The sequence below is a fragment of the Desulfacinum hydrothermale DSM 13146 genome (assembly GCF_900176285.1).
Taxonomy (GTDB): domain Bacteria; phylum Desulfobacterota; class Syntrophobacteria; order Syntrophobacterales; family DSM-9756; genus Desulfacinum; species Desulfacinum hydrothermale.
This window is the reverse complement of sequence record NZ_FWXF01000011.1, coordinates 1-21,682: the sequence shown is the minus strand read 5'-3', so window position 1 is coordinate 21,682 and position 21,682 is coordinate 1. Positions and strand designations below refer to the sequence as shown.

At 62.3% G+C, this 21,682-nt stretch carries 22 protein-coding genes; 12 read left to right on the top strand and 10 right to left on the bottom strand.

Going from position 1 to position 21,682, the window contains the following annotated elements:
• Positions 1–28 precede the first annotated feature (28 nt).
• The 4 genes from mobB to B9A12_RS10425 all read left to right on the top strand — a co-directional run bounded on the left by mobB (position 29) and on the right by B9A12_RS10425 (position 3,411).
• Complete coding sequence (gene mobB, locus B9A12_RS10440; protein WP_084057843.1) at positions 29–688, top strand: molybdopterin-guanine dinucleotide biosynthesis protein B; 660 nt, start codon at positions 29–31, stop codon at positions 686–688.
• Entirely contained in the window at positions 685–1,284 is a 600-nt protein-coding gene (gene mobA, locus B9A12_RS10435; RefSeq protein ID WP_170920532.1) for a molybdenum cofactor guanylyltransferase, read from the top strand. The genes mobB and mobA overlap by 4 nt, the downstream gene beginning before the upstream one ends.
• Before the next feature lie 153 nt (positions 1,285–1,437).
• Positions 1,438–2,679, top strand: coding sequence for a molybdopterin molybdotransferase MoeA (locus B9A12_RS10430; RefSeq protein ID WP_139796590.1), 1,242 nt, complete (start codon positions 1,438–1,440; stop codon positions 2,677–2,679).
• 75 nt (positions 2,680–2,754) lie between these two features.
• A complete protein-coding gene (locus tag B9A12_RS10425; protein ID WP_084057840.1) occupies positions 2,755–3,411 on the top strand; it encodes a CDP-alcohol phosphatidyltransferase family protein in 657 nt (218 codons plus the stop codon).
• A 37-nt stretch (positions 3,412–3,448) separates the two neighbouring features.
• Here B9A12_RS10425 and B9A12_RS10420 read toward each other — a convergent pair whose 3' ends face one another.
• Together B9A12_RS10420 and B9A12_RS10415 are read right to left on the bottom strand one after the other, a co-directional pair.
• On the bottom strand, positions 3,449–3,970 hold the full coding sequence (locus B9A12_RS10420; protein ID WP_084057839.1) for an AbrB/MazE/SpoVT family DNA-binding domain-containing protein: 522 nt from the start codon (positions 3,968–3,970) through the stop codon (positions 3,449–3,451).
• A 494-nt stretch (positions 3,971–4,464) separates the two neighbouring features.
• The gene (locus B9A12_RS10415) at positions 4,465–5,541 is read right to left on the bottom strand and encodes a uroporphyrinogen decarboxylase/cobalamine-independent methonine synthase family protein (RefSeq protein WP_084057838.1); all 1,077 of its coding nucleotides are present in this window, start codon (positions 5,539–5,541) and stop codon (positions 4,465–4,467) included.
• A gap of 272 nt (positions 5,542–5,813) precedes the next feature.
• On the opposite strand from B9A12_RS10415, the gene B9A12_RS10410 reads away from it, so the two are divergent.
• Both B9A12_RS10410 and B9A12_RS10405 read left to right on the top strand, forming a co-directional pair.
• Positions 5,814–6,872, top strand: coding sequence for a hypothetical protein (locus B9A12_RS10410; RefSeq protein ID WP_084057837.1), 1,059 nt, complete (start codon positions 5,814–5,816; stop codon positions 6,870–6,872).
• A 373-nt stretch (positions 6,873–7,245) separates the two neighbouring features.
• Positions 7,246–8,535, top strand: coding sequence for an IMP cyclohydrolase (locus B9A12_RS10405; RefSeq protein WP_084057836.1), 1,290 nt, complete (start codon positions 7,246–7,248; stop codon positions 8,533–8,535).
• 61 nt (positions 8,536–8,596) lie between these two features.
• Here the strand turns inward: B9A12_RS10405 and B9A12_RS10400 are convergent, their stop codons facing one another.
• Genes B9A12_RS10400 through B9A12_RS10370 form a run of 7 tightly spaced genes read right to left on the bottom strand, consistent with a single transcriptional unit; the run spans position 8,597 to position 15,036 of the window.
• Positions 8,597–9,169 (bottom strand): UbiX family flavin prenyltransferase, encoded by a 573-nt coding sequence (locus tag B9A12_RS10400; protein WP_084057835.1) that lies wholly within the window; start codon positions 9,167–9,169, stop codon positions 8,597–8,599.
• The gene (locus B9A12_RS10395) at positions 9,166–9,948 is read right to left on the bottom strand and encodes a class I fructose-bisphosphate aldolase (protein WP_084057834.1); all 783 of its coding nucleotides are present in this window, start codon (positions 9,946–9,948) and stop codon (positions 9,166–9,168) included. Before B9A12_RS10395 ends, B9A12_RS10400 begins: the two co-directional genes overlap by 4 nt.
• The gene (locus B9A12_RS10390) at positions 9,930–10,823 is read right to left on the bottom strand and encodes a menaquinone biosynthetic enzyme MqnA/MqnD family protein (protein WP_170920531.1); all 894 of its coding nucleotides are present in this window, start codon (positions 10,821–10,823) and stop codon (positions 9,930–9,932) included. Before B9A12_RS10390 ends, B9A12_RS10395 begins: the two co-directional genes overlap by 19 nt.
• Positions 10,820–12,097 (bottom strand): amidohydrolase family protein, encoded by a 1,278-nt coding sequence (locus tag B9A12_RS10385; protein ID WP_084057832.1) that lies wholly within the window; start codon positions 12,095–12,097, stop codon positions 10,820–10,822. Before B9A12_RS10385 ends, B9A12_RS10390 begins: the two co-directional genes overlap by 4 nt.
• Complete coding sequence (gene mqnC / locus B9A12_RS10380) at positions 12,094–13,164, bottom strand: cyclic dehypoxanthinyl futalosine synthase (protein ID WP_084057927.1); 1,071 nt, start codon at positions 13,162–13,164, stop codon at positions 12,094–12,096. The genes B9A12_RS10385 and mqnC overlap by 4 nt, the downstream gene beginning before the upstream one ends.
• Positions 13,165–13,200: 36 nt before the next feature.
• Positions 13,201–14,346, bottom strand: coding sequence for an aminofutalosine synthase MqnE (gene mqnE, locus B9A12_RS10375; protein ID WP_084057831.1), 1,146 nt, complete (start codon positions 14,344–14,346; stop codon positions 13,201–13,203).
• Between the two features lie 15 nt (positions 14,347–14,361).
• A complete protein-coding gene (locus B9A12_RS10370) occupies positions 14,362–15,036 on the bottom strand; it encodes a TetR/AcrR family transcriptional regulator (RefSeq protein ID WP_084057830.1) in 675 nt (224 codons plus the stop codon).
• Between the two features lie 415 nt (positions 15,037–15,451).
• Between B9A12_RS10370 and B9A12_RS10365 the strand changes: the two genes are divergently transcribed.
• From B9A12_RS10365 to dsrP, 6 genes are read left to right on the top strand one after another with little or no spacing between them, the layout of a single operon-like run.
• Entirely contained in the window at positions 15,452–15,991 is a 540-nt protein-coding gene (locus B9A12_RS10365; protein WP_170920530.1) for an RsbRD N-terminal domain-containing protein, read from the top strand.
• 36 nt (positions 15,992–16,027) lie between these two features.
• Positions 16,028–17,032: a sulfate reduction electron transfer complex DsrMKJOP subunit DsrM gene (gene dsrM / locus B9A12_RS10360; RefSeq protein ID WP_084057828.1), complete on the top strand. Its 1,005-nt coding sequence runs from the start codon at positions 16,028–16,030 to the stop codon at positions 17,030–17,032.
• Between the two features lie 2 nt (positions 17,033–17,034).
• Positions 17,035–18,657 (top strand): sulfate reduction electron transfer complex DsrMKJOP subunit DsrK, encoded by a 1,623-nt coding sequence (gene dsrK / locus B9A12_RS10355; protein WP_084057827.1) that lies wholly within the window; start codon positions 17,035–17,037, stop codon positions 18,655–18,657.
• A complete protein-coding gene (gene dsrJ, locus B9A12_RS10350) occupies positions 18,650–19,027 on the top strand; it encodes a sulfate reduction electron transfer complex DsrMKJOP subunit DsrJ (RefSeq protein ID WP_084057826.1) in 378 nt (125 codons plus the stop codon). The genes dsrK and dsrJ overlap by 8 nt, the downstream gene beginning before the upstream one ends.
• Positions 19,027–19,818 (top strand): sulfate reduction electron transfer complex DsrMKJOP subunit DsrO, encoded by a 792-nt coding sequence (gene dsrO / locus B9A12_RS10345; RefSeq protein WP_084057825.1) that lies wholly within the window; start codon positions 19,027–19,029, stop codon positions 19,816–19,818. The genes dsrJ and dsrO overlap by 1 nt, the downstream gene beginning before the upstream one ends.
• Positions 19,819–19,830: 12 nt before the next feature.
• Entirely contained in the window at positions 19,831–20,988 is a 1,158-nt protein-coding gene (gene dsrP, locus B9A12_RS10340) for a sulfate reduction electron transfer complex DsrMKJOP subunit DsrP (RefSeq protein ID WP_084057824.1), read from the top strand.
• A gap of 537 nt (positions 20,989–21,525) precedes the next feature.
• Here dsrP and B9A12_RS17000 read toward each other — a convergent pair.
• On the bottom strand, positions 21,526–21,651 hold the full coding sequence (locus tag B9A12_RS17000; protein WP_425430181.1) for a hypothetical protein: 126 nt from the start codon (positions 21,649–21,651) through the stop codon (positions 21,526–21,528).
• Between the last annotated feature and the right edge of the window lie 31 nt (positions 21,652–21,682).

Genomic DNA, 21,682 nt, shown 5'->3' with positions numbered 1-21,682 from the left:
CGCGGGGACAGCCAGCAGGAGGTTGTCCATGGTCCCCGTGGTCTGTTTTGTGGGCAAATCCAACGTGGGAAAAACCACCTTTCTGGAACGGCTTCTCCCCGAACTGGTGCGGCGGGGCTATCGGGTGGGCACCATCAAGCACGACGCCCACGGTTTCTCCATGGACCGGGAAGGCAAGGACACCTGGCGCCATGCGCAGGCGGGAGCCGCCACCATCGCCATCGCCTCACCCCAGCGGGTGGCCTCCATCCGCACCATCGACGCGGAGTGGCCCCTGGAGGAGGTGGTCTCGCGCTTTTTCTGGGATGAGGATATCGTGCTCGGCGAAGGCTACAAGCGCTCCCATTTTCCAAAGATCGAAGTCTTCCGCTCGGACCTGGCCGATGCACCTTTGTGCAACGATAAGGACAATGTGATCGCCCTGGTGACCGACACCGACACGGGCCTCCAGGTTCCCCATTTTGGCTTCCATCAAGTGAACGACGTGGCGTCGTTTCTGGAGGAACGCTACCTGCGGGACCGAAAACGGCCTCGGGTCCTGGTCCAGCTGGACGGCAAAAAACTTCCCATGAAGGACTTCGTCCAGGATTTCGTGGCGGGCGGTGTTGTGGGAATGCTCTCACAACTTCGGGGATGGAAAAAGGCGCGCCAGGTGCGCGTGACCATCACCATGGGGGAGGAGGAGTGATCACGGGAGCCGTTCTGGCAGGGGGCCAAAGCCGCCGTTTCGGCCGGGACAAAGCTTTGGAGATCTTCCAGGGAAACCGGCTGGTGGATCGTGCCGTCCAGGGGCTTTGCGCCCTGTGCGACCCGGTTCTGGTGGTGGCCAACGACCTGGGGCCCCTCCTGGATGTGGACGCTGCGCTGGTGCGCGACGTGCTCCCCCGCCGCGGCCCGCTGGGAGGCATCTACACCGCACTCTACTTTTCCCCCCACCCGTGGGTCCTGGTCAAGGCCACGGACATGCCTTTTCTGGAGCCGGCCCTGGGGGAGCAGTTGGTCCGGGAGGCCGCGCGGACCAGGGCCGACGTGATCGTTGCCCGCATGGGCCCCTACTACGAACCCCTTCTGGCCGCCTACCACGTCCGGTGTCTGCCCCATGTGGCCCGATGTCTTCGGGAGGACAGGCGCCAGATCATCAGCTTCTACGGCAAGGTGCGCCTACGGGTGTTGGAAGAAGAACAGTGGCGGCCCTTGGACCCGGAGGGGAAGAGCTTTTGGAACGTGAACACCCCCGAAGACCTCCGGCGCATCTTGGCCCATGAAGACGGCCGCGAGCTGTGAAGTGGACTGGGAGCTCGTACGCCGATCCTTCAAGCCGCCGTGCTTGGATACCCGCTTTTTCGGACGGTGACGGCCCTGTTGCGGCGGAGCGCCCACACGGCGCCCCGAATCACCAACATCAAGGATGTCCGAAACGAAGAAAGGGCAAGATCCATGCCCCTGGTCACCCTGCATGAAGCCGTGGAGAGGGCACGGGAGGTTCTGCCGCCCGGCCCCGTGGAATGGCTCCCCACCGAGGCCTGTCTGGGGCGCGTTCTGGCCCGCGACCTGGCGGCCCCCTTTGCTCTCCCCCGCGCTTCCCAGTCCCTCATGGACGGATACGCCGTTCGTAGCGAGGACACCCGGGACGCCGCATCCCCCGATGGCCTTTCCCTCATCCTCACAGGCCCCCCCTCGGCCGCGGGCCACCCGGCCGAAGCGCCCCTTTCTGCCGGCACGTGCCGGAGAATCCTCACGGGAGCCCCCCTGCCCCCGGGAGCCGACGCGGTGGTCCCCCAGGAAGAGGTGCGCCTGGACGGAGACCGGATCGTGGTGGGGCGGCCCGTCCCAAAGGGACAATGGGTGACCGTTCCGGGCGAAGAGATAGCGGCAGGGGAAAGGACCTTGCACGCCGGCGACCTTCTCACGCCCGCACGCCTTTCGTTGGCCGTGGCGCTCGGATGCGCCGTTCTGCCCGTGGTGAGAAGATGCCGCGTGGCCGTTCTTGGAACAGGCGATGAACTCTGCGAACTGGGCGAGCCCCTGGGCGCCCAATCCCGTTACGCGGACAGCCGATACCTGATCGCCGCCCTGGTGCGCCAGGCGGGAGCCCAACCGATCCATCTGGGTCGGGTGGCGGATGATGCCGGCCGGATCGCACACGCCTTGCAGGAAGCGAACGCCGAGCTGGTGATCTCCACGGGCGGCGCCGGTCAAGGAGACAAAGACTTCCTGGTGCGGGCCTGGGCCCGTTTGGGGCTGCGCCCCCTCTTTACGGAAATCGCCCTTCGGCCGGGCCACGGCACGGCCTGTGCCGCCGCCTCCACCACCCTGTACTTCGCCCTTCCCGGAGGTCCCCTGGCAGCGGAAATCGTCTTCCACGAGCTGATCGTGCCCGTCCTTCAAAAGTGGTCCCAAGGCTCCGAAGGGGCACCGCCAAGGCTTTCCGCCCAGCTGCTTGCCCCCGTAAAGAACAAGAGTCCCCTGTGGAGGGCCGTGACCGGTACCGCCTCGTTTCGTGACAATTCCTTATGGTTTCAGCCCTTTGACAAGCGCCAGGGACGTCACTTTTCCCGAAGAAGACAGAAAAACGCCTACGCCCTCATACCACCCAAGAGCCCCATACTGAAACGCGGACAAAGGGTTACCCTCGGTTTCTTCCTGGGTCATCTTCCCCTTGTCCAGGAAGCTCCATGAACCCAAAGGGTGTTCAAAGGGAACGCAAAGGTGTATAGTGCTTTCCCACACCCGACGAGGAGAGGGGACAAGCTGATGCTCAAAGGCACCATCCTTGAGACGGAATACTACCGGTTATTGGAAAGATACCTGGTCCCGATACTGGTCAAGCTCAAGCTCAGGCCGAACCATGTGTCCCTGATCGGGCTCGCGCTCAGCCTGGCGGCTGGAGTCGCCTTTGCCTTCCGGCCCTTCTGGGGCGGCGTTTTCACGCTGCTTTCCGGGCTGGTGGATACCCTGGATGGAAGCCTGGCCCGATCCACGGGCCAAGTGAAAAAATACGGCGCCTTCCTGGACTCGGTCTTGGACCGCTACGCCGAACTGGTCATCTATCTGGGGATCTACTTCTACTTCTACCGGCAGGGAAGCCTGGGGCACGGCCTGACCCTGGTCCTTCTCCTCATCCTGTTCGGATCCCTCATGGTCAGCTACACGCGAGCCCGGGCGGAAGGGCTGGGGCAAAAGTGCCTGGTGGGACTGCTGCAGCGCGGCGAAAGGGTGATCCTGCTGGGGATCGGAGGCATGGCCAACCCCTTTTTCAACCGGCTCATGGAGCTGCCCTTCAGCCGATCCGCACCAGACGCCGTCCTCATGGTGGTGTTGGTGATCTTGGCCGTTGGAACAAACCTCACCGCCCTCTGGCGATTCTGGCACGTTCTCAACAACCTGAAGCAGGAAGGTTCCAGTTACTGAACGGGGAAATCGGAATCCCGCTGGGACGGCCCCCGACCTATTGATCCGCTTCGTCCAGTTTTTTCAGGATGATCCGGTCGTCTTCCCGATAGATCTCGAAGGAATCACCCACGGAAAACCCCAACTGGTCGATGAGCAGGGCCTTGTTCAAGGTGATACTCCCGCTCTGGCCGATGGTCCGGTGATTGGGGGTCTTGATGAGAATCGTCGGTGCCTGGGCCGGGGCGGACGCCCGGTTCCGGCGGCGCACAACGGGCTTGGTCCGCGCCGGCTGTTTGTATTCCACTTCCGGCTCCACCTGGCGGGCTCTGGAGGAAGCGGGAGGACGACGAACGGGGGTCGGGGCCGGGGGTTCCTCCGCCCGTGCACTGGAATCCCTCTTGGAAGCGAAGCCCACATTGGGAATTTCTCCCAATTCCATCAGGCCCTTGAGGTACAGATCCTGAACCTCGCTCTTGAACCGGAGCCCGAAGAGCTTCTGCACCGCCTCCAATGAACGACCGTTACGGATCTCGTTGACGATCAGTTTGGGATCGATGTTTTTGTATTGCACATCCATGACGCTTTCCTTTCCTCGCACAAACATCCTCTCGCGGCCAGTCCCACACCACCTCTTGCGCTACCCTGGCCTATACCCATCCGGGAAGGATCCCGATCGGCGATCTGTCAGCGATCCAACCCGTCTTTCGCCCTTGGAGTTCAAAGGGAAAACGCGAAGTCGCGCACACTCCGGTGCGTTCGGACCACGCCGCCCTGGGCTCGAAGAGGCTATGGTTTGCAGCTGTTGAGAATTGGGATGCACCCGAAAGTGAAGTGCTTACAACTAGGGCATTTTCAAATTAACAAAAACCGCTCGTCCGATCAAGCGTCTCATTGTGAGAATTAAAATGGACGCAGCCCGGTCTCATCCCCGACGAGCCAAGCAGCTCGCCCCCGGAGGGGCGCCCCATCCCTTTGCCATCGGCCGGGAAAACGGACTTCTGAAAAACCCGGCGCGCCCTTATAGGGAAACGGGCCCCATCCTGTCAAGCCTTTTGGCACCGATCCCCCGGCTCAGTCCAACCCAACGCCCCGCCGCAGCCGGTCGGCCAGCGCCCGCGTCAGGAACGCCACTCGCTCCGCCTGGGATTCACTCAACGTTCCGCAACCGCAACTCGGCGTGACGAGGCTCTGGGCCAGGATCGTACTCAGGTCCAGATCCTCGTGGGCAAGGCTCTGGATCTGGCGGCTCAGACGGTCCGCCAGGGCTTCAGCCGTTTCTTCTTCGATGGCCCGGGAATCCATGGTGGGCACCATCCCCCAAGCCACGATCCCCCCCCGGCGGACAAAATCCAAAAACTCACGGCGATACAAGGCGAAACGGTCAAAGTATTGGTAGGCATCGAAATTGATAATATCCACCCCGGCCCCATACACCAGAGCCCAGTCGGTGTTGGCGCACACATGAATCCCCACCAGGGCTCCCGTCTCCCGGACCGGTTCCACCACCTGGCGCAAGATTTGCCCCACGTCGTCGGCCGAAACGGTGATGTAGGCGGACGTGCCGAACCCGGCCAAAGCCGGTTCATCCAAAAACAGCACCACCGGCTTTCCCAGCGCCTGCAGTCGGGCCACCTGCCAGCGGGCCTTCATGGCCAGGTGTTTCAAAACCACGTCCTTCAAGCGCTCGTCGTAGAGGATCGCCTTGCGGTCCTGGTCCGTGAGCCCCGTCAGCAAAGTGAAGGGCCCCACGATTTGCCCCTTGACGGCGGCACACTCGGCCGACCGGGGTGCCACCCGCTCCAGGAAGGCCCGGAAGGTCCTTCCGGTCTCTTCGCCCATGGCGAAGCGGGAATCGTCCAGAAGGGACGGATCGGCCTCCACGGCCAGGTAGTCTTCAAAGAAGCTCAGAATTTCTCCATCCAGATCGGCATGGTCGGTCTGGATCCAGACCCGGCCCTCGTGCCGGCGCACCCCCGGCAAGCCCTCCAGATACTGCTCCATCATCTGCTCGGCCGGATAGACCGCCAACTGGGGCCATACCGGAATCTCCGGAACCTGCTCCAGGATCACGTCAAGGGCCTTCTGCCTGTCTTTATGGGGCATGCTGCCCACCAGGGTGGGGCGGCATCGAGGCTGCCAATCGCTCATTGCCAAAACGCTCCTCTTTGAATATAGTTTTATCTACTGTAGATGCTTACAAGAATCGGAAAAGAGAATCCCCTTTGTTCCCGAAAGATCGTCTTTCACTAACACAGCCCCGCCGCCCCGTCAAATGGGGCCGGACAGCGGGGTTGAAGGGACCTTGAGACATCTTCGTCTCCCATGCGAAGGCCGACGGCGCTTTCGGTGGGGGAGAATCCCGGCGGTCACGGCAACGCCCATATCCCAGAACAGATCCGCAACACAAAGGAGCCCGCTGGATGGACATGAGACAAAGACCGGAAAATCGCACAGGCCCCTCCCGTAAAGGGGGACTTGCGGGGCTGGTGCTCTTGCTCCTTCTCGTGATCGCTGGTCTGGGATTCTGGTATTGGCACCAGATGCACGCCCTCCCCACGAAACCCACGCCTCCCATGGAGGCCGCCCCCGAGAAGACACCTTCGCCCGGTCCCACGGCCCGTTTGGATCAAGGCCGCCCCACCGCGGCGGGAAAGGAATCGCTGGCCCGACCGGTATCGCCCACCGGCGTGGCACCCGGCCCGGCCGCCACGGAGCCTGGTGCCGTGCCGAGCGCCCAAGGCCCGGCGACCACCCCGGACACCTACCCCCACGTCCCCGCCAGCCTGGGACAGGAAGAGCGCAAGGAGGCCTTCGGGCTTCATGACAGCGTGGATCACGTGGTCCAAGCCCAGGAGCCCTTCCAGGTCCAGGGCGAAGCGTGGACCGTGGACAAGATTCGCCGGCACCTGGGGGCCAACGCCCCGGAAGATTTACAAAATGAAGCATCGGAACCCATTCTCCACCCCGTGCAGGAAGAGCCCGTGGGACGCTTTGTCAAACGGGCCATCAAGGCAGCCCCGTCCGCGCCTTCCCACATGCCACCCAGCTACTACGGGGTTCGGCTGGTGCGCCCCGGGGAGAACCTATGGAACATCCATTATCAGATTCTTCGAGAATACTTTGCCAGAAGGGACGTCCATCTGCCGCCCTGGGCCGATGAGCCCGCTCCCAACGGCCGGAGCAGCGGCGTGGGCAGGATCTTGAAATTTCTCGAAAAGATCGTCTATGTGTACGACGTTCGCCGCAACAGGCTGGTGACGGACCTGAACCGGCTCTATCCCAACGACCTGGTGGTCTTCTTCAAGATAAGCGACGTGTTCGCCGCCCTGGAACAGGTTTCCCCCCGGGAACTGAAGGCCGTACGCCTTGTGGCCGGGACGCTGCGTTTGGAACGGGATAGCGAGCATCGGGTGCTTCTCGACACACAAAACTTCCAGCAGGAACCCCCGCCCATGCCTCCACCCGTGCCAGGGAACTGAGATTCGACCACCTGACCAAAAAGCGGCGGCGCAGGTAACACCCCTGCGTCTTCCTGTCTGGTCACGGTCCCATCGACCCGGCCGCATCCCCATGAGGTTGAACCCGCACAGGCCCAGTTGCCATGCCTTCCAAGCCGTGCCGTGAGCCTCCCGGTTCCGGTGGCCGTCCCCTCGGCTGTTTTGGAGCACGTGGAGAGGAAGGGGTGTGTTTCTTTGGCTTGCCACGTTGTTCCCTTGTGGGCTCTGTGGTTTTGAAATAACCTATGGCTCTGGAAAAGATCCGTCAAACCGGGAGCCGGAAGCGCGGCCGACCTCCGAGCCCCCGTCCCAGGAAGAACGTCCCACCCGGACCCACCCGACGAGGAGGAACACCATGGCCGAGGATTTGAAAAAGATGTACCGCACCGTCATGGACGATCATTTTCCGGAAAGCCTGTCCATCCGTTTCGGCGACCAGGAACTGGTCTACCGGAAACGCACCTGGAAGATCCCCGATGCCAAGACAGGAGAGGTCATTGAAAAGGGCCTTCGCTACGGGGAAAACCCAGGCCAGGAAGCCGCGCTCTACGAACTGGTGGGGGGCCACCTGCAACTGGGCGATTGCCGATTCATCGACCCCGGCAAGGGGCTCGTGAGCGCCATCACGGAAGCAGACATGCTCCAGGCCGGAAAACATCCCGGCAAGACCAACCTGACGGATCTGGACAACGGGCTCAACATCCTCAAGTACCTCATGAAGCAACCCGCGGCGGTGATCCTGAAACACAACAACCCCTGCGGGGCCGCCCACGGGGACTCCCTGGCCTCCGCGTACCACCGCGCCAACCGGGCCGATCGCATCGCCGCCTTCGGCGGATGCTTGGTGGTCAATCGGCCGCTGGACAAGGAGACGGCGGAACAGGTGGCCCGCAATTACCTGGAGGTGGTGGCCGCACCGGATTTTGAAGAAGGAACCCTGGACCTTCTGAAAAAGCGCACCAACCTGCGCATCGTCCAGATCCGCCGCATGGATCGCCTGGAAGAATACCGGGATCTCAGGTTCGTGGACTTCAAGTCGCTCATGGACGGAGGCCTCATCGCGCAACAATCCCCCGTGTGCCGCGTTCACGGCCCCGAGGATCTCAAGCTGGCCGAAGCCGTCCACGACGGCACGACCTACCGCATCCAACGGCCCCCCACGGCAAAGGAGATGGAGGATCTTCTCTTCGGTTGGTACGTGGAACAAGGAGTCACTTCCAACTCCGTCCTCTACGTCAAGGACCAGTGCACCGTGGCCATCGGCACGGGCGAGCAGGACCGGGTGGGTGTGGCGGAACTGGCCGTTTACAAGGCCTATCGAAATTACGGAGACGCCCTGTGTTTCGACCAATACGGCATCTCCTACAAGGAGCTGGAACTGGCCGTGGAGCGGGGCGAGCGGCCCCGGGAGGACCGGGACGTCATCGACGCGGCCACCCGCGAGGCCAAAGCAGGTCTGCTGGGATCCACCATGGTCTCCGACGCCTTCTTCCCCTTCCGAGACGGGGTGGATGTGGGTATCCGCCAGGGAATCACGGCCGTGGTCCAACCCGGCGGATCCCTTCGGGATTGGGAAGTGATCGAGGCCTGCAACGAAGCCGGAGTCACCATGGTCTTTACCGGCCAGCGGGCCTTCAAGCACTGAAAGCTCCGAGATGTCTTCCCCTCGGAGGCCCCGTGAAACGCAGGGGCCTCGCAAGGATCGCCTACTCGAGGCCCTGCCAGCGCGCGCCCAGGGAGTGTTCCACCCCCAGGTGATCCAGGATTCGGGCCACCACGAAATCCACCAGGTCCTGAACCGTTTCCGGGCGGTGATAAAAGCCGGGCATGGGCGGCAAGATGAGCGCCCCGGCCTGGCACAGGGTGAGCATGTTTTTGAGATGCACGGCGTTGAGGGGCGTCTCGCGCGGCACCACGATGAGGGGACGCCGCTCCTTGAGGCACACATCGGCGGCCCGTTGGATCAGGTTGTTGGCCAGGCCCTGGGCCACGGCCGCCAGGGTGGCCATGGTGCAGGGAACGATGACCATCCCCCGGGTCTGGAAGGAACCACTGGCCATGGGCGCGGTGAACTGGTCTTCGCCGAAAAGGCGCACGCCGGCAGGAAGGTCCTCTTCCAGGGATCGGCCCGTCTCCAGCTTGTAGACCAGGCGCCCGGCGGAGGACGCCACCAGGTGCACGGGAAGCCCCGCATCGGCCAGTACTTGGAGCAGCCGTCGGGCGTAAGGAGCTCCGCTGGCCCCCGTCACGCCTACGACGATGGGTTTGGAAGCCATCATGTCCCCGCCTCCCGGGCAGCCCTCTCTCCATGGACCAGGCCCACGATGGTCCTGAGAAAGCCTTCCGGATCGCGATGCTGAAAGACGTTGCGGCCCACGGCCACACCGGCCAGACCGGCCCGCAGCCCCGCCTGGATGCGTTCCAGAAAAGCCGCTTCGTCACGCTCCTTGGCGCCGCCGGCCATGACCACGGGGACCGGCACACACCGGGCGATCCGATCCATGACCTCCGGGTCCTTGGGCGCAGGGATCTTGATCACATCGGCTCCCAGTTCCCCGGCCACCCGCGCTGCATGGGCAATGGCTTCGTCGGTAACGGGCTTGGGGGCATGGGCACCCCGCACGTAGATCATCACCAGCAGGGGAAGGCCCCAGCGGAAACAGGCTTCCCCCACCTTGCCCAGGTCCCGCAGCATCTCGGGCTCCGCATCGTCGCCCAGATTCACGTGAACCGACACGCCGTCCGCTCCCCGTTGCAACGCTTCGTTCACCGATCCCACCAGCACCTTGCCGTGAAAAGAGGGGCCCAGCTGTGTGCTGGCGGAAAGGTGCAGGAAGATCCCCGGCAGCCGGCCTTCCACCTCCCCCAGGCAAGCCAGCATCCCCTTGTGCAGCACCACTCCGTCCGCCCCGGACCGAACGCCGTAGGACACAACCCGGGAAAGCTCCACCAACCCGGACACCGGACCGCAGCTCACCCCGTGATCCAAGGGAAACAGGACCAGGCGGTTATCCCCCCTCCAAAAGAAACGACGCAATCTCAGGCGTTTCCCACCCATTCTCGGCCTCCTTCCCGGGCGATTTCCACGCGCGACTCTTCCGTGCCGGGCCCCGCCTGCACAAAATCCAGGGGCGGCAGCTGCCCGATGTCGCCGATCCTCACCATGTGGCGAAAAAAGAGCTCCAGGCCCGCCAGGGTCTGGCCGTTGAGACCGAAGCTGAAGGTGCGGTAGTAGCGCTCCAGGCCCGCGTGGTCCAGGATTCCGGTTCGGGCCGCCTGGGCGCAGATCACGTCCAGGTGCTCGAGCCCCCAACGCTTGGCGGCCCACAAAGCCTCCACCGCCCGCCCCACAGCCTGGGTGTGCACCGGGCGCCGGCCGCGTCGAACCACCCACAGGGCGAAGACGAACGGAAGGCCGGTCCAGCGCTTCCACACTTCGGCCAGATCCCAAACATACGGATAATCCGGATGGTTCCGATAGACGAGGGCTTCATCGCCAATGGCCAGAAAGGCGGTGGGGGGAGCGCCGTTTTCCAGACCTTCCCGCAGTCCCCCCCGGCGGTAGCGCACGCGGCGAAACCCGAGCAGTTCCTGCATGAGCACCTTGAGCAGTACCACCGAGGTGTCCGACTGGCGGGTGAGGAGAATCTCCTGGCCGTCCAGATCCTCCACCGGTCGCCGGCTGAGCAGCAGCACGCTTTGAACCGGCCCGTCGCAGGCGATGGCAATCCCCGGCAGGAGCTGCATCCGGTCGGGGTGACGCGCATAGGCCACCGAGGACACCGGGCTGAGATCCAACTCCCCCCGGCGCATCTTCTCGTTCAGCTGCGCGGGGCTTCCGGCCACGATCTCAAAATCGTGATCGACTCTCCCCGTTTCCAGTGCATAGTAAATGGGCCACACATTGAGAAAAGCAAACTTTCCCAGTTTCAAGCCCCGCATCCGCCCTTCACCCATTGGACATGTCCTTCGGCACCCCTGTGCACCACGGCTTCCGCCACATCCCGCTGCCGGGACACCGCCCCTTCCAGTCCCACCCGAAGAAAGGCAGCGGCCGCTCCGGGACCCAACCGTCCCCAGCGTCCCTCCACCCCCAGGGCCCTGGCCCCGTTCAGGGTGATCATGGAAAGGAGCCGCTCCGGGCCCGGATCGCCCATGTGGCTCAGCACGTACACCGCTTCCTTAAACAGGTTCAGGTCCTCGTTGCTGGCACGACTGTCCGTGGCCAGGCACGCCCGAACCCCTCGCGACCATGCCTGCTGGATCGCCGGCTGCCCGCCGCTGATGAAACGATTGCTCCTGGGACAAAAACAGACCACCACCCCCGCCTTGGCCAGGCGGTCCCAATCGTCGTCGTCCACAAACACCGCATGGACCAGGATGGAAGCCCCATCCAGCACCCCCAAGGATTCCAAGGCCTTCACGGGGCTTGTCCCAAAGGGACGCCACCGGGAATTCCAGCGCCCGAGGGACTCCAACAAGGTGCGGCAAAATCCGCTGCCCCGGTCCACGAATTCCAGCTCTTCCGGGTGTTCCGCCACATGGATCGAGAAGGGAAGACCACGGCGCCGGGTCCATTCCTTGGCCTCCCGAATGAGCGGAGGGGACGCCGCGTAGAGGGAATGGGCCGCCAAGGTTTCCCGCCGGGAAAGACCCCATGAGGATACCTCGTCCCGGATCGTCGCGCCCTCTTCCATCCCCGTCCTGTCCGCCTCTTCCAGCCCGGCCAGGTGAAATCCCAGCACTTCCACGAAGCGCACCTCCACCGGGAAGGCATCCCCGGGCGTTCCGGTTCCGTCCAGGGGGGGATTGAGCACATCGGCGTAAACCGCCGTTCCCGTCGCCTCCAGTTCCCTTCTTCCCAGGTCCCGGGCCCGCTGGCGCATTTCGGGCTCGAGCCCTTGCCTTTCCGCCAACAGCCCCTGCACCCAGGCCGGGAACCCCAGGGGCTCATCGGGCATGCGCCGTTGCAGAAAGCTCCAGTCCAGATGCGTATGAACGTTGACAAGCCCGGGTAAAAGCGCCGCCCGGCCGTGGTCCACCTGCCGGCAGGACGTGGAAGCCCTTCGGCGGAGCACCTCCCGCCACGGCCCCACGTCCTGAATGCGGTCGTTTGCCACCGCCACGGCCCCGTCTTGAATCGCCGGGCCCGTCATGGGAAAGACCCAGGCCGCCCGGTGGATCGTGGTGGTTTGGACTGGGTTCATGCTCCGACGCCTTCCACATACCGGTAATCCATGGTGCGCTGGCGCGGCTCGAATCCCGCCTGTCGGATCAACCGGTGGATCTCCTCCACGGACAGGCGGAAATGGACCCCGGCGGCGGCCACCACGTTTTCTTCGATCATGGTGGATCCGAAGTCGTTGGCCCCGAAAAAGAGGGCCGTCTGGGCCACCTTGGGTCCCATGGTCACCCAGGAAGCCTGGATGTTGTCGAAGTTGTCCAGCACCAGCCTTGAAAGGGCCAGCAGCCGCAGGTAGCTCACCGCCGTTTCCGGATCCCTGTCAATGGCCGTATTCCTCGGTTGAAACGCCCAGGGGATGAAGGCCGTAAAGCCCCCGGTACGGTCCTGCAGATCGCGCAGGGCAAAAAGATGCGTCAGCCGGTCCTCGGGCTCCTCCTCGTGGCCGAACATCATGGTGGCGGTGGTGCGAAGCCCCTGCCCATGGGCCTCTTCCATCACCGCCAGCCACTGGGCGGCCGAACACTTGTTGGGCGACACCTTGCGACGCACCGAATCCACCAGGATCTCCGCCCCGCCGCCCGGGATGGAATCCAAGCCCGCGGCGCGCAGGCGGCGGATGACGTCGGCCGGATCCGTTCCCTCCAAGTGCGCGAAGTAGGCGATTTCCGGCGGGGAAAAGGCATGCACGTGGATGGGGTAGCGCTCCTTGATGAAGCGAACCATCTCCTCGTAAAAGGAGAGCGGCAGGTCCGGATGGTGGCCTCCCTGCATGAGGATCTGCGTGCCGCCGAGAGCCAAGGTCTCCTCGATCTTCTGCGCCAACTCCTGGCGGCTCAGCACGTAGCCCTCCGGGTGGCCCGGTGGCCGATAGAAGGCGCAAAAACGGCACCCGCACGCGCAGATGTTGGAATAATTGATGTTTCGGTCCACCACGTAGGTGACCACACCTTCCGGATGCTTGCGACGACGCATCCGGTTCGCTGCATGGCCCAGCCAGTGCAACTCCGCCCTTTCGTACAGCAGCCGAGCCTCTTGGAAAGAAAGCCTCTCTCCCCGCTCGGCACGTTCCTTCACCGCATCCAGATTCATGGGAACACCCTCAAAGGCTTTCAGCACACGAGCACCTCACGCCGCCCCCCGTTCCTTGGCCGTGTCAGCGTTTGCTCCGCCCCTTTCTCCGGACACCTTCTCGAAGAAGGAATCCCGCTCCACCGGTTCGAAGCCGGCCTCTGCAATGAGCCGCTCCAGCTCCCATCGGGTCAGAGCCTGTTCCGAGTCCGCGCCGGCCATGTGGCCGATCTTTTCCTCCACCACGGTGCCGTCCAGATCGTCGGCCCCGAAGTGCAGGGCCACCTGGGCCAGCTTGACCGTGAGCATGACCCAGTAGGCCTTGAGGTGGGGGATGTTGTCGAGCATCAGGCGGCTGACGGCGATGGTCTTGAGCTCCTCCACCCCCGTGGTGCCCCGGGCATCGTCCACCTTGGTGTTGTGGGGTTGGAACGGGAGGGGAATGAAGCAGACGAATCCGGCCGTCTCATCCTGGAGCCGCCGGAGCGCGTCCAGATGTTCCAAGCGCTCCTGGAGCGTCTCCTTGTGTCCGAAAAGCATGGTGGCGTTGGTCTTGATCCCCAGCTCGTGGGCTTCGCGCACCACCTGCAGCCAGCCTTCACCGGACAGCTTTTCCGGGCAGAGCAGGCCTCGGATGCGCGGGCTGAAGACCTCCGCTCCGCCACCGGGCAGCATGTCCAGGCCCGCGGCCCGCAGCCGCTCCAGAACCTGCCGGGTGGAAAGGCCTTCCAGGCGGGCGAAGTGGGCGATCTCCACGGCCGTAAAGGCCTTGAGGCGCACATCGGGGCGGATCCTTCGGATTGCGCTCAAGAGCCTCTCGAAGGTTTCCAGGCGAAGGTCCGGGTGGCAGCCGCCCACGATGTGGATCTCCGTGATGGGATCGTGAAGGCGCTCGCGCACCTTTTCCAGGATCTGGTCCACCGTCAGCTCGAAGGCGCCGGGCTGGCCCTTTCGGCGGCTGAAGGCGCAGAAGCGGCAGCCGTTGACGCAGATATTGGAATAGTTGATGTGCTGGTTGACCACGTAGTAGGTGGTCCAGCCGTGAAGCCGCGTCCGCACGTGATGGGCCAGGGCTCCCACAGCCAGAAGGTCCGGGCATTCAAAGAGCCGCAGCCCCTCCTCCAGGCTCAGCCGTTCCCCGGCCAGAACCTTTTCCCGGATCGAGCCCAGACCAAGTTCTTCATAGACGGACGAAGGAAGCATGAATCGTTTCTCCTTTCACTCATTCATGGCCAAGCGGGTGCCGCCCGATCGGGCCCCCAGGCCGCTGCGCAGCAACTCCACCAAGTCCCCCACCTGCTTTTCCACCCGCTGCGGGGGCGCCTGGAAGACGGCGGCGTTGCCGTCCAGAAACGGCACGCAGTAGGCTTGCAGAAACCGGTCCATCACGGCATCCAGGGTAAAGACCACCAGATCCACGTCCAGGTCCGGCCTCAGGTCCCCCTCGGCCATGCCTTTTTCCACCAGGGGTGTGAGGTATTCGGCCGAAAAGAGGTGGATCTTCTCCAAGAATTCCTCGCGGAAGGGAAAGTCCTCCTGAAAGAGCATCTTGAGGTAGATCTGGTAGATGTGAGGGTGTTGGCGGATGAAGGCCACGCCGGCCAGCAGGCTCGAGCGGATCCGTTCGAAAAAGTCCTGATCGGCCGTTTCCGCCTTGACCCGGCGCAGGTTGTGGCGGATGAGTTCCACGGCGTGGTCGAAGATGAAGCGAAAGAGCCCCTCCTTGGTGCCGAAGTACTGGAAAAGGGAGCCCTTGGCGATGCCGCTCATGCGGGCCATGCGATTGAGGCTCGCCTGCCGAAAGCCGTGGCGGGCGAATTCATGGATGGCCGTGGCCAGGATCTTTTCCCTTTTTGGGGGCTTGAGCCGCTGGAAGGTTTGGGTGACCGCCATGGGCATACACCTCGGGGGGTTGGAGCCTTCGCCCAATAATGACCAGGTGGTCATTTTAGGCCAAACCCCGCGCCCCTGTCAACGTCGGACAGCCCCTTCCCAGACCGTTCCCCCACGGGGCCGCGCTGGGGCCTCGGCCGCCCTCTTCGCACTTTTTTTCACACATCGACCCCAACCCTTGGAAAACGCTTGACCGGAAAATCATCCCGTCTCTATAATCGCCCCGATTTTGAGGTCGCGCCCGCCGGGTCGGGTAGCGGCGTGGCACCACCAAGGGCCCCCAGGGTCGGCGGCGCTTGACATGGTTTTTCTGTCCGTCTATAGTGCGATAGTTCACAAAATGAGTGCTGCCCCGTCGTTCCCGACGGGGAGGCTTGCACCGAATCCAACGGCCTCTGGCGCGGGTGAACCCAGCATGAACCTCACCGACTACCTTCGACAAAACCAAAAGGCCATCCTGAAGGACTGGTTCCAGACCGTGGTGGATGCCTACCCGGCCGAAACCGCCGCCTTTCTCCGTAAAGAAAAGGATCCGTTCGCCAACCCTGTGGGCAGCTCCATCCTGGAAGGGCTCCAGGGGGTCTATGCCCAAGTGGTGGAGGGTGTTCAGGAGGAACAGGTAGCTCCCTTTCTCGATCGCGTCATCCGCATCCGCGCCGTCCAGGATTTCACACCGGCCCAGGCGCTCTCCTTCGTTTTTTCCCTGAAAGAGGTGGTACAGTCCCGTTTGGAAGAGGAGGGGCGATTGCCGGAATGGGCCGAGGATCTCCGGGCCATGGAAGCCGCCGTGGACCAGGTGGCTCTCATGGCCTTCAACATTTACATGGAATGCAGGGAAAAGGTCTATGAACTGCGCGTGGAAGAGGTGAAGAACCGGACCGCGCGCCTTTTGGAACGGGCCAATGCCATTTGGGCGAGCCAGCGCGAAGGCGAGGGCTCCCAGGAGGAATCATAAACCATAATTATTAACCAACAGTGAGGTAGGGTGGTTATGAATGCGTCTCGATCCATCATTTTCTCCCTCGTCGCCGTCGGGATCCTTGTATGCCTCCCACTGATCGGAGTGGCGGCCGGGATGACCTCCTTTTTCGGGGTGATCATCCCGTATCTGGCCGTGGCACTCTTTTTCATCGGTGTGGTGGCGCGAGTGGTTCGCTGGGCCCGCTCTCCGGTGCCCTTTCGCATCCCGACAACCTGTGGCCAGCAAAAGAGCTTGCCCTGGATCCAGTCGGACAACCTGGAAAACCCCTCGGACACCAAGGGGGTGGTGTTGCGGATGATCCTGGAAGTGCTTTTGTTCCGATCTCTTTTCCGCAATGCCCGGATGGAGTTCTATGAAGGGCCCAAGATCCGCTACGCCTCCGCCAAATGGCTCTGGCTGGGCGCCATCGTCTTCCACTACTCCTTCCTGGTGGTGTTGCTGCGCCACCTGCGCTTTTTCTCCACGCCCATTAACCCGCTGGTGCATCTGTTGGAGGGGGTGGACGGTTTTCTTGAGGTTGGAGTCCCACGGCTCTATCTTTCCGGCCTGCTGCTTCTGGCCGGGGTGGCTTTCCTCTTTTTGCGCCGGGTGACCATTCCGCAGCTCAAGTACATCTCGCTGCCCTCCGACTACTTTCCGCTCTTTCTCATCTTCACCATCGCCTCCACCGGCGTGCTCATGCGCTACATCTACAAGGTGGACGTTGTGAGCGTGAAAGAGCTCACCATGGGTCTGGCCACGTTCCATCCCGTGACTCCGGAAGGCATCGGCAGTCTCTTTTACATTCATCTCTTCCTGGTGAGCGTGCTCTTCGCCTACTTCCCCTTCAGTAAGCTGGTGCACATGGCCGGTGTCTTCTTGAGCCCCACGCGGAACCTGGCCAACACCAACCGCATGGTCCGCCACATCAACCCGTGGAACTACCCTGTCAAGGTTCACACATACGAAGAGTATGAGGACGAATTCAGGGAAAAGATGATCGAAGCTGGTCTCCCAGTTGAGAAGAAGGAGTAGACATGGCTAAGGTCCCCAAAGCAGACGAACTGGCCAAGGTCAACCATAGGCCGCCGCAGACGCCGTGGACCGAGACTCCGGTGGAGTTTCGCCCGGGCACCTTCTGTTACGGCGCCAAGCCCAAAAACCTGGAAGTGGTGGGCCTCCCCAATCCCAGGGATTGGAATCCCACCGATGAGGACTGGAAGCTGCCCGACGATTGGAAGGACATCACGATCAAGGGCATGAAGGACCGCCTGGACAAATTCCGAACCTTCAAGCTCTTCATGGACATCTGCGTCCGTTGCGGCGCCTGCGCCGACAAGTGCCACTTTTTCATCGGCTCGGGCGATCCCAAGAACATGCCGGTGTTGCGTGCCGAGCTCATCCGCTCCATTTACCGCAAGTACTTCACCGGCAGCGGCAAGATCCTCAGCAAGTACGCCGGGGCCCGGGCGCTCACCGAGCAAGTCATCAAGGAGTGGTTCTACTACTTCTACCAGTGCAGCGAATGCCGCCGCTGTTCGGTCTTTTGCCCCTACGGCATCGACACGGCCGAAGTGACCATTATGGCCCGCGAGCTCCTCAACGAGCTGGGCTGCACCATCGACTGGACCGCCGGTCCGGTGGCCAACTGCTACATGACCGGCAACCACCTGGGCATCCAGCCCCATGCCTTCAAGGATATGATCGAGTTCTTCGTGGACGAGATCGAGGAGGTGACGGGGGTCCGCGTGGAGCCCACCTTCAACCGCAAGGGCGCCGAGGTGCTCTTCATCACGCCGTCCGGCGACGTCTTCGCCGACCCGGGCACCTACACCCTCATGGGCTACATGATGCTCTTCCACGAGATCGGCCTGGACTACACCTGGAGCACCTACGCCTCGGAAGGCGGCAACTTCGGGTTCTTCACCTCCCACGAGGTGATGAAGCGACTCAACGCCAAGATGTACGCCGAGGCCAAGCGTCTGGGCGTCAAGTGGATCCTGGGCGGCGAGTGCGGCCACATGTGGCGCGTCGTCAACCAGTACATGGACACCATGAACGGCCCGGCCGACTTTTTGGAAGTGCCCAAATCGCCCATCACCGGGACGGTCTTCGAAAACGCCAAGTCCACCAAGATGGTGCACATCGCGGAATTTACGGCGGACCTCATCCGCCACGGCAAGCTCAAGCTGGATCCCAGCCGAAACGACAACAAGATCGTCACCTTCCACGACTCGTGCAACCCCGCGCGGGGCATGGGCCTTTTCGAAGAACCTCGCTATGTTCTGAAGCATGTGTGCAACCATTTCCACGAGATGCCCGAGGGCACGATCCGCGAAAAGACCTTCTGCTGCGGAGCGGGCTCGGGTCTCAATACAGACGAATACATGGAGATGCGTATGCGGGGCGGCCTGCCCCGGGCCAACGCGGTCCGCTACGTGCACGAAAAGCATGGCGTCAACATGCTGACCACCATCTGCGCCATCGACCGCGCCGTCTTCCCAGCCCTCATGGACTACTGGGTGCCGGGGGTGGACGTGACGGGCCTCCACGAACTGGTGGCCAACGCGCTGGTCATGAAGGGCGAAAAGAAGCGGACCACGGATCTACGCTACGAACCGCTGCCCGGCATGGAGGATGAGGAGGACGACGATGTATGATTCGGGCAAGATCATTCCAGGTATCATCCTGTTTGTAGGCCTATTCACCTTCCCCTTCTGGTCCAACATGGGCAAGGCGGCGCCGGCTCCCAAGCCCGAGCTGCCCAAGACGGCAAAGGTGTGTGTCATGGACACCGCCTTCATGAAAACCGAGCACATGGTGCTTCTCAACCATTGGCGGGACAAGGTGGTGCGTGAGGCCAACCGCGTCTGGCTGGGACCTGACGGCAAGGAATACAAGATGAGCATCCAGAACGGCTGCATGCAGTGCCATACCAGCAAGGCCAAGTTCTGCGACCAGTGCCACAACTACGCCGGTGTCAGCCCGTACTGCTGGCAGTGCCACCTCGAGCCCAAGGAGAATTTGTGATGGAAAAGGATCGTCGCGATTTCTTGAAGATAGGCGGAATATCCGTCCTGGGCCTGAGCGCTCTGCCTGTCTTCGAGGCGCTCGCCCAAGGAAAGGACCCCAAGGCCATGCCCGATCCCCGGGCCCTGCAGGCCACCCAGTGGGCCATAGTGGTCGATATGAAGAAGTGCTGGGAAGAGCAGGAAAAACGCCAGTGTAAAGACTGCATCCTGGCCTGCCACAAGGTCCACAACGTGCCCAGCATCCCCGATGCTAAGCGGGAGATCAAGTGGATCTGGCAAGAGGAGTACAAGCACGCCTTCCCGGACCAGGCCAATGAATACGCCCCGGAGCAGGTGAAGGATCATCCTTTCATCCTCCTTTGCAACCACTGCTCCAACCCGCCCTGCGTTCGGGTCTGTCCCACCAAGGCCACCTGGAAGCGTGCCGAGGACGGCGTGGTGATGATGGACTTCCACCGCTGCATCGGCTGCCGCTACTGCATGGCGGGCTGTCCCTTCGGCGCTCGCAGCTTCAACTGGGGTGACCCGCGCGAGTACCTGGATCCGCAGCAGGAAAACCCCGAGTTTCCCACCCGACGCAAGGGCGTGGTGGAAAAATGCCAGTTCTGCGCGGAGCGCCTGGCCGTGGGGCTGCAACCGGCCTGTGTGGAGGCCTGTAAGGCCAAGGCCCTGGTCTTCGGCGACATCAACGACCCGGAATCCGAGGTCCGGAAGATCCTGGCCGAAAACTACTCCCTGCGCCGCAAGATCGAGCTGGGCACCGGACCCAACGTCTACTACATCATCTGATGAGGGGTTGACATGCTTGAAAAAGCGCTGAAAGGAAGTCAAAAGTACTGGAGCTTGTTGGCCGCCTTGGCCGTCCTTGCGGGGATCGGTTTCGCCTGCTTCCTGCTCCAGTTGAATCAAGGGTTGAAGATCACCGGCATGAGCCGCGATGTGTCCTGGGGCTTCTACATCGCCCAGTTCACCTTCCTGGTCGGCGTGGCCGCCTCCGCCGTCATGGTGGTGCTCCCCTACTACCTGCACCACGTGAAGGACTTCGGGCGCATCACCATCATGGGTGAATTTCTGGCGGTGAGCGCGGTGACCATGTGTCTGCTGTTCATCGTGGTGGATTTGGGCCAGCCCATGCGTCTGCTGAACGTGTTGCTGCATCCCACGCCCAACTCCATCCTCTTTTGGGACATGATTGTCCTGAACGGTTACCTCTTTTTGAATATCGTCATCGGCTGGACGGTGCTGGGCGCCGAGCGCAAGGAAATGCCGCCCCCCAAGTGGGTGAAGCCGCTCATCTACCTCTCCATTCCCTGGGCCGTTTCCATCCACACCGTGACCGCGTTCCTCTATGCGGGCCTTCCCGGCCGCCATTTCTGGCTGAGCGCCATCATGGCCGCCCGCTTTCTGGCCTCGGCCTTCGCCTCCGGACCGGCGCTTCTCATCCTCTTGTGCTACCTGCTCAGGAAGCGCACCAACTTCGATCCGGGGGACAGCGCCATCAACAAGCTTTCCCAGATCGTCACCTACGCCGCAATCACCAGTGTCTTCTTCCTCATTCTGGAAGTCTTCACGGCCTTCTACAGCCGGATCCCGGGCCACATGCACGGATTCATCTACCAGTTCACCGGCTATGAAGGCCACGGGGAGCTGGTGCCCTTCATGTGGCTGTCCGTGATCCTTTCCGCCACGGCGCTGGTGCTCCTGGTGCCGCCCAAGTTCCGCCACAACGAAAAGCTTCTCAAACTGGCCTGTGTGGCCGTCTTCTTCGGACTGTGGCTGGAAAAGGGCGTGGGCCTGGTGGTGACCGGCTTCATCCCCAACGTGTTCGACAAGGTGACCCCCTACGTGCCCACGCTTCCCGAGCTGGGGATCACCATCGGTGTCTGGGCCACCGGCTTTCTCGTTCTCACCATCCTGTACAAGGTGGCCGTGGGCGTCAAAGAGGAAATCGGCGCCTAGGTTCCGGCACCTCACCGTTCACGAAACCCACCGGGGGCGGCCACGGCCGCCCCTTTTCTTTCCCGCCCGCGCCGTTTCACCATTGCCGCCAAGTCCATACCGGTTCTCGTGGAGCATCGGCCGCCCCCGCCTGCCAACGCCCATCGTGCACCTGAACCTCCCTCACCCCGATGGGAGCCTCCCGACAAGGGGTAGGCCGCCTTTGCGGGAGGTGTCGAACTGGTTGAAATTCCGCTGTGTTCTGTGGCTCTTTCTGCGTTCTCAAATTATCAGGGACTTGCCCGAAGATGCCGATTTTACAGCTTTTGGCAATGCTAAGTGTTCGCAATAGCGCTGGCCCAAAGGGATGATTTGGCGTTCTCAGACAGCCTCCTAGGAGCTTGTCCGACAATGCGGATTAAAATTTGAGTCCTGCATCGTTCATGAGCAAACATCGCGGGTGAAAGTGCTGTGACTGCAGAGACGTTGCTCGTCGACGCAAGATATCGGGCATCAGCAGGTATCAAAGAGCCATTCAAAAAGGAGCAAGCTGCCCCTTTAGGCAGCCTGTGCCCTGATCGCTCTTTGATCTATATTGATGATGCCCTCAGCTACGGCCTTTACAATCTTAAGAAGGTTATGGGCAGCGCACATCAGGGCAAATTCGCCCCTGACCTTTTCCAGCCCCCGCAGGCGAAAACCTCGAAACCCAAGA